Below are 7,944 nucleotides of genomic sequence, written 5' to 3'. Positions count from 1 at the left end.
ATCCTCGAGGATGCGCGGCCGTCTGCGTTTCACCCGGCGCGAATTGTCTTGGTGCGCAGGAGGATCTCATCCAGCACTCACGAGTGGATGGGTTCGCCCGCCTCGGCATTGTCCCCTGACTCGACGAACACGACGACGAGAAGACCGAGCAGCATCCAGGTGCCGAAGGAGTTGAGCAGGTTGACCGGGTCCAGAAAGCCCGGCAGCAACGCCAGATCCGTGGTCACCGAGCTGGCCAGGGTGTTCGTCGTCATCACCGGACAGTAGCACGTGTCACTGTACGGTTTGCCTGCCAGCGGTGCGCATTAGCGACGGTAGCACGTGCCGCTGTATGGTTAGCTTCTGCTGCGGAAGGAGGCCGTGATGACCGAAGCCTTGCTCAAGATCGGTGAACTCGCCGCCCGTGCCGAAGTCAGTACGCGCACGATCGATCACTACACCAGCATCGGCCTGCTCGCGCCCGCCCAACGGAGCGCGGGCAACTACCGCCTCTACAACCCCGCCGACGTCGAACGTATCCACCTCATCCAGCGTCTCGAAGCTCAAGGCATACCGCTGGAGGAGATCGCGACCGCGCTCAACAGCAGCCCCAGGGATATGAACGAAGTCCTCGCTCGCCTCGACGACGATCTGCGGAACCTGCAGACCGTCACCGAGACCGCGCCCGTCGAGATCCACGGACTGCTCAACATCATCGCCACCCGCGTGCACTCGCTGATCGCGGTCGCCATGCAGCTCCCGCCGGACCTGCCGATCCTGTGATCGGTCGCCGGGTTCGGCCTCGTCGAGCCTGGATCAGATTTCGGCGGCGGACTGCAGCAGCCGTTCCAGGACATCGGTGATCGTGAGCAGGCCGACCAGCTCCGCACTGTCGGGACTGGTGACCAGGCTCAGGTGGCTGCGGGTTTCGCGCATCGTGCGCAGCGCCTCGTACACCGGCACCGTTGTGGCGATTTCCAGCACCGGCCGCATGAGCTCGCCCGCGGTGGTGCCTGGCGCGGCGGTGAGGCTGTCGCGGACGTGGACCACACCGCGCACGCCGTCGCGATCGCGGACCAGCAACCGCAGGTGGCCGGTGGCGCGCGAGGCGGCCTGGATCGCGGCGGTATCGGCGTCCGGCGGCACAGCGCTCGGCGCGGTGTTCGGTGCGACGATGTCGCCGACGGTCAGCTGTTCCAGTTCCAGTGCGCTGGTCAGGTTTCCGCGGTATCGCTCGTCGAGGGTGCCGACGGTCGCCGAGTGTTCGACCAGGTGCCGAAGGCCTGCCGGATTCTGTCCGGCGTCGACTTCGTCGACCGGGGTGACGCCGACTCTGCGCAGGCACCAGTTGGCGGCGTGGTTGAGTGCGACCAGTACCGGTCGGGTGAAGGTCATGAACAGCTGCATCGGCAGCGCGAGCAGGGTAGCCGACTTCTCGGGGTGCGCGATCGCCCACGACTTCGGTGCCATCTCGCCGACCACCAGGTGCAGGAAGGTCACCACGATCAGCGCCAGCACGAAACCCGCGACATCGGCCACCCACAGTGGCGCCCCGAGCCGCTCGATCAGCGGGGTGATCCAGTGATGCACAGCGGGTTTGGTGATCGCGCCCAGCGCCAGCGTGCAGACGGTGATGCCCAGCTGGGAACCGGCGAGCAAGACCGGCAACTCGGCTGAACCGCGCAACGCGGCCCGTGCGGACCGGCTGGCCGGCGCGGCGTCTTCGAGCCGATGCCGCCGGGCGGCGATCAGCGCGAATTCGACGGCGACGAAGAACGCGCTGGCCGCGATCAGCACGATCGTGACCGCGACGACAACCCAGGGACTACTCATCGCCGCCTCGCTCGGATCGGAGGGTCAGCGACACCGACGACGGAACGTGTCTGCCGACCGCCCTGACCTCGGCGAGAACCGTCCGCGCCGCCGCGGGCCGCTCGACGAGGAAGTCGGCGCCGCTGGACGGCACCGCGATTTCCACGTGGTCGCCCACCTGCGGCAGCCCGCCGAACACGCTGATGACCAGACCCGCGATGGTCTCGTAGTCACCGTGTGGCAGTTCGAGGTCGAGCAGCCGTTCGGCTTCGTCGAGGTGCAGGTCACCGGCGACGAGCCAGCCTTCACCGTCGGCGATGATCTCGGCGATCCCGGAGTCGTGTTCGTCGGCGATCTCACCGACGAGTTCCTCGGCGATGTCCTCGACGGTGACGATGCCGGCGAACCCGCCGTATTCGTCGACGACCAAGGCCATCTCTTCCTTCGCGGCACTGAGCCGGGCGAATACCTCGGGCAGCGGCAGCGACCCGGGGACAAGCAGCGCCGGACGCATCCGGTCGCCCGCGGTGCCGGTCACCGGGCCGCCGAGCAGATCGTGCAGGTGGATGACACCGCGCAGGTCGTCACTGCTGGTGCCGACGACCGGGTATCGCGTGTGTCCCGACCCCATGCGGGCCAGGACCTGTTCGGCCGGTTCGTCCACCGGCACGGTGTCGACCTGGGCCCGCGGAATCATCGCGTGCTCGGCGTTCTCCGCCGGAAAATCGAGAATCCGGTCCAGCAGCGTCGAGAGCTCCCTGGGCAGTTCGCCCGCCTCGCGAGAGGCTGCGACGATGTGCTCGAGGTCGCGCGGGGTCGCCGAATGCTCCACATCGTGGACCGGCTCGATCCGCAGCAACCGCAAGAAGATGTTGGCCGACTGATCGAAAAGCCGGATCAGCCAGCCGAATACGCGGAGGTAGGCCGTCGTCGAGCGCGCCAGCCTGCGCGCCACCGGCTCGGGCCGGGCGATCGCGAGATTCTTCGGGAACAGTTCACCGAACAGCATCTGCACCAGGGTGGAGAACACGATGGCGAGCACGGTGCCGACCGCAACGCCGACGGCCACGGGCACGCCGACCCCGCCGAGCAGCTCGCCGAGCCCGCGCCCGATCAACGGCTCGGCCACATAGCCGACGAGCAGACCGGTCACAGTGATACCGAGTTGGGCGCCCGACAACATGAACGAGGTCCGCCGGGTCACCGCCAGTGCGCGCCCGGCCGCACTGTCACCGGTCTCGGCGCGCGCCTTCAGTCGCGACCTGTCCACCGCCATGTACGCGAATTCCTGGGCAACGAAGTACCCCGTCAACGCGGTGATGAGCAGAACGACAGCGACACCGGCGATAACGCTCAGGACGGTCAGCATGCGTCGGCCTCCGAGGGGCCGCGCTCAGCGGCCGCGCACTCGGGATGTCGAGGTTCGCGCGTGCCGCGAGATCCCTCCTGGTCTGATTCACCATCAGGCATACGCATCACACTAACACGTGCCACTGTATGGTTTCCGGTGCGACTTCGCGCACCGGGTGGTCGCGGCGCAGGCCACCAATTCGCCTATCCACCAGCTGGTTTCGGACGTCGGTGTCGTCGGCTTACGGTAAACCAGACAGTGGCACGTGCTAGTGTGCGAACGGTCGGCACTTTTCGTGCCGCGACGATCGATGGGAGATATCGGTATGGGTGTCAGTTTGTCCAAGGGTGGCAATGTCTCGCTGACCAAGGCGGCGCCGAACCTCACCGCGGTCGCGGTCGGCCTCGGCTGGGACCTGCGGACCACCACCGGAACGGACTTCGATCTCGACGCCAGCGCGATCGGGCTCGGCGCCGACAAGAAGGTCGTCTCGAGCGGGCACTTCGTCTTCTTCAACAACCTCAAGTCGCCGGAGGGCGCGATCGAGCACGCCGGTGACAACCGGACCGGTGAGGGCGCGGGCGACGACGAGGTGATCAACGTCGATCTGGCCAACACCCCGGCGACGATCGATTCCATCGTGTTCCCGGTCTCGATCTACGACGGCCTGAACCGCAGCCAGTCCTTCGGGCAGGTGCGCAACGCCTACATTCGCGTGCTGGACCGCAGCAACGGGGCGGAACTGGCTCGCTACGACCTGTCCGAGGACGCGTCCACCGAGACCGCCATGGTCTTCGGCGAGCTGTACCGCAACGGCGCGGAGTGGAAGTTCCGCGCCATCGGCCAGGGTTACGCGTCCGGTCTGGAGGGCATCGCCCGGGACTTCGGCGTCAATCTCTGACGGTGATCCCGACGGCCTCCGCCGGTAGGTGTACGGGAAACCGGCGGAGGCACGACCGACGCTGGGTGGCGTGGTGTCGGGTGTGCGCGGGGCACGACGGTGATCTTGCTACCTCGAGTGCGCTCGAGGTCAACTCGGTCTAGCGGTCGGCGCGGACCAGTGGTGCGAGGAAGCCCGTGACCTGTGCGGTCGACGGCTGGCCGAGGCGGCGGCCGAGGGTATCCGGGGCGTCGGCGGCCGCGCGGCACCGGTCGGGGTCGGTGTTCGCGGGGTCGGCCGAATAGCGTTCGCCGATCATGATCGCTCGCCCGGCCTCGCGTCCGGTGCGCAGTTCGTAGACGGTGATCTCGTAGGTGGCCCGGAACAGGTTGACGGTGCGGCCGATGGGAGTGCCTGGGGCAGGCGGGAGCTGGCAGGTCTGGACCAGATCGCCCAGGCTCACCTGCTGCATGCACGCGATGAGCTGGACCGACGACGTGTCGCCCGGATGCCAGGCGCTGGAATCGCTGGTGGCGACCATCGTGGCGAGATCACCCGACAGATAGATCGGCCGCGCGCCGTCGCGCTGGTATTCGGCGGCGTTCGGGAACGGTTTCCGGTCGCCGCACATCCGGTCGTAGTCCGCCATCTCGAACCGGCTCGCCTGTACCGCGGTGATCGCGAAGAACCCCACCCCGAACAGCACGATGAACAGGATCAATCCCACGCCGGGGCCGATCCGGATCCGGGGTTGCTTGCGTTCGCCCCGCTCCCGCACCGGGGTATTACGCCACCGTTCGAGCAGCGACGTCCCGGTCGACCTGTTCTGTCCCCGCTCCCGCGACCGGCTCGACGCGGTCGGCCGCGCCGAGGTCCGGTCCTGTTCGACCCAGTCGGTCCAGTGGTCGGAGCTGTCGAATTGCTCCGCTGATTGTGCGGTGTCGCGGTATGCCGGATCGCGGTCGTGCGACGACCATGCCGCGGCGGCCCCGGCTACTCCGGCAGCGGCGCCGACCGCGGCTGCGGCGGCGGGCGCCGCGTACTCGGCACCCGGCGCTTCGCGGCCCGAGTATTCCGGATCCTCGTCCGCGGGCCATGGCTCGTAGTCCGGATCGTCGTATCCCTCCGACTCGTATGCGTCGACGGGATCGTTCTCGGGCGGAATCTCCCCGCTCACAACCTCGCTCGCGGCGCTGCCGTCGGCGGCCGGGTCGTCGTCGGTGTCAGCCGGGGGTTCGGCGGCCGACTTCGTCAGTGACACAACACCTGCCGATTCGACGCCGGCCGGCTCGGCAGCGACAGTGGTAGCGCCTTCGCTCGGGTTCTTTGCTGCAGCGGTTGTTTCGTCGGGTGACGGACTATTCGCGTCGTCGTCTCCGTCGCCCGGCTCTTCCTCAGCCGGCCCGGTTTCCTCCGTGCTGATCGATGGAACCGCAGTGGTTTCCGCTGCGAAGGCCTCACTTGCGTCCTCGTGATCCACCAGCGGGGCGGCAGTTGCGCTGTCGTCGGGGGTTCCGATCGAGCCTGAGGTGTTCTGCGAAGCCGCCTCCTGTGAATCCTCCGCTGCGGCAGGAACACTCACCAATCCGGCCAAAGGTGAAACCACACCGGCCGTGTCGCCTACGGACACCTCGGCGCTTCCCGGAGCCGACGTGGTCACGGATCGCTCCTCGGCACCGGATTCTTGTTCGGGAGAACGCTGTTCGTGACTGCGTGTTGCCTCCGGCACCTCAGCCGACGCCGACGCGCGCGGTCGATGCGCGAGCCGATCGATCGCGGCGAGAAAAGCGGGCGTACTCGCCTGCGCGAGCCGCGTACTCACCCGCGACGAACCACTCTCCCCGGACCCTGCGGCAGCGCCGGTCTCCTCGGCGTCACCGAGTTCGATCGAGGCCGCCGTGGCGGGCCTGCTCGTGGTCGACGGATCGAGCCGCGCGGGAAAACCCTGATCCGCCAACGCGACCCGGCTGGGCAGCAGGTGGCTGAGGTTCAGTGCCGCGAACACCCGGCGCACATCGTTGACGCTGAGCCGGACCGTGCGCCCGGTCTCGGCGTGGAAGTACTCGTGCAGTGCCGTCGAGTCGTCGCGGTGGACGAGGACGGCGCGGTATCCGTCGGCGATGCGTGCCTCTTCGAGGGCGATCCGCGATCCGGGCTGGGGGACCAGCGCGACCACCGCGTTCACCCACCCGAAGATCCCGGACTGCTGCAGCAGGTTCTTCGCCGCGAACACCTGCCGCCGGACCTGGACGAACGGATTCGGTACGCGCACCGCGTGATAGAGCGCTGCCTCCTCACCGCCGACCGTCCACGGCCCGTTGGGCGGGGTGGCCAGCGTGCCGTCCTGGCGGACGGTGAACCCCTTCACCTCCACCACGGTGGCGCCTTGCGGTGTGCACACCAGCGCGTCGACCTCGACCGATCCGCCCCGGCTCTCCGGCACATGGCACCGGAACACCGCGACACCGCCCACCGCGGACGCCAAGTCCCGGATCGCCGCGCCGACGACCTCTTCTGCGCTTTCGAGTTCGGTTTCGTCCGCGACAACGACGATCACCACGACCCCCTGTGCAACCGATTGCGGACCTCTACCAGGATACGACCTACGGCAGCGAAATCGAATCCCGTTGCCGAGCAACGGGATCGGCAATCGCGATTACCGCTCTCACCGCGGGGCGCCGGGGAACCACCTCGGCGCGGGTTCCTGGGCTGTGGGCCGAACCCATTCCAGTGGTGGGCGGGTCACCTGACCTGCGACGATGGCCAGTCCCGTCGGCCGGTCCACCGCGACGAACCCGAAGGGCCGATCGATGCGTACCGAGGTGATCGTCGACCAGCTCCGCTGCGGAACGCCGCCCGGCGCCATGGCGACCGCGGAGACGGCGGCGGCTTCGAATCCGGTGGCATCGAACCGGGCGACGACATTCTGGCCCGCGGCCTCCACGGCCAGCGGCGCCGGGCTGAGCCCGGGGAAATGGCCTCGGGTCTGGTCGAGCGCGGTGGAAAGACCGAACAGCCCGGCATGGCGGGTGAGGTCGTGGGTGGCGGCGACCTCGAACGGCGGCATGGTCAGCGCCACGGAATCATGGCCACCGTAGGTTTCCCGCCGCTCGACGGTCAGACAGGGCGCGGTCGTGCCGACGGGGAGGTCGGTGCGCACCGGGACAGCGCCGTCGAGCGCGGCGAGGCCCGCGGTGACGGCCTGCGCTGGAGTACCCGCGCCGATGAGCAGGTGGACGTCGAGTTCGCCACGCCCGGTGACGATTACCCGCGTCACCTCGTCGCCGAGGAGCGAAACGGTGCCGTCGGGATAGGTGCCGCGGTACAGCCCCGGGCCCCGATGCCCTTGCCACGGCCCGGTTTCGGGCGTGTACAGGATCGGGTCGAACGGCGTCGCCCAGCGTGTGCGCGCCAGCAACGCGGTCGCCAGCGCGAAGAGGGTGCGCGGGGAGATCGGGACCGGGAACTTCTCGATCAACCCGTCGGTCTTCTCTCGCGCCCACTTGTCCAGTGCGGCAGGGTCGTCGAGTGTCCCCACGGTGCCCGCGGGCAGGGAGGCGACCCAGTCGTCGCGCAACGGCAGCCCCGGCTGTACCCAGGCGCCGATCGCCGTCGACACCTCCCGCGACGCGTCGAGCGATGCCAGCATCGCCAGCCCCGCCGCGTGCGCCTGCTCCGCCGGAACCCCCACCGCCGCTGCCAGTTCGGCCCTGGCCGGGCCGCTCGCGGCGCCGGCCAGTACTGCGAGCAACGGCCACAACCCGGCCGCCGACACCACAGCGTCCTCGCCCCCGAACGTCCGGCACCACCGCGCTGTCAGCTCGTTCGACGAACGGACATGCGCCATCAGTGAACTCCCCATGCCCGGATCCTACGACCAGCCCCCGACAACCCACAGCCGCCGCCCCGCCGTCGCCCGGCA

6 protein-coding genes and 1 pseudogene are annotated in these 7,944 nt (G+C 68.6%); 2 read left to right on the top strand and 5 right to left on the bottom strand.

Going from position 1 to position 7,944, the window contains the following annotated elements:
• Window positions 1-113: 113 nt before the first annotated feature.
• Window positions 114-254: pseudogene (locus ACWF82_RS05305) on the bottom strand (DedA family protein); the annotation flags it as partial.
• Between the two features lie 109 nt (window positions 255-363).
• Between ACWF82_RS05305 and ACWF82_RS05300 the strand changes: the two are divergent.
• Window positions 364-762, top strand: coding sequence for a helix-turn-helix domain-containing protein (locus tag ACWF82_RS05300; RefSeq protein WP_452498171.1), 399 nt, complete (start codon window positions 364-366; stop codon window positions 760-762).
• Window positions 763-795: 33 nt separating this feature from the next.
• On the opposite strand, the gene ACWF82_RS05295 is transcribed toward ACWF82_RS05300, so the two are convergent.
• Both ACWF82_RS05295 and ACWF82_RS05290 read right to left on the bottom strand, forming a co-directional pair.
• A complete protein-coding gene (locus ACWF82_RS05295) occupies window positions 796-1,812 on the bottom strand; it encodes a CNNM domain-containing protein (RefSeq protein ID WP_452498169.1) in 1,017 nt (338 codons plus the stop codon).
• Window positions 1,805-3,160: a hemolysin family protein gene (locus ACWF82_RS05290; RefSeq protein WP_452498167.1), complete on the bottom strand. Its 1,356-nt coding sequence runs from the start codon at window positions 3,158-3,160 to the stop codon at window positions 1,805-1,807. Before ACWF82_RS05290 ends, ACWF82_RS05295 begins: the two co-directional genes overlap by 8 nt.
• 307 nt (window positions 3,161-3,467) lie before the next feature.
• Between ACWF82_RS05290 and ACWF82_RS05285 the strand changes: the two genes are divergently transcribed.
• Window positions 3,468-4,043, top strand: a complete 576-nt coding sequence (locus ACWF82_RS05285; protein WP_452498165.1) for a TerD family protein — start codon at window positions 3,468-3,470, stop codon at window positions 4,041-4,043.
• A 139-nt stretch (window positions 4,044-4,182) separates the two neighbouring features.
• Here ACWF82_RS05285 and ACWF82_RS05280 read toward each other — a convergent pair whose 3' ends face one another.
• Together ACWF82_RS05280 and ACWF82_RS05275 are read right to left on the bottom strand one after the other, a co-directional pair.
• Complete coding sequence (locus tag ACWF82_RS05280; RefSeq protein WP_452498163.1) at window positions 4,183-6,582, bottom strand: NERD domain-containing protein; 2,400 nt, start codon at window positions 6,580-6,582, stop codon at window positions 4,183-4,185.
• A gap of 105 nt (window positions 6,583-6,687) precedes the next feature.
• Window positions 6,688-7,884, bottom strand: coding sequence for a serpin family protein (locus tag ACWF82_RS05275; protein ID WP_452498161.1), 1,197 nt, complete (start codon window positions 7,882-7,884; stop codon window positions 6,688-6,690).
• Window positions 7,885-7,944 lie beyond the last annotated feature (60 nt).

This window comes from Nocardia sp. NPDC055053, assembly GCF_053608285.1.
The sequence above is the reverse complement of the archived record's forward strand: the minus strand, read 5'-3'. Positions and strand labels throughout refer to the sequence as shown.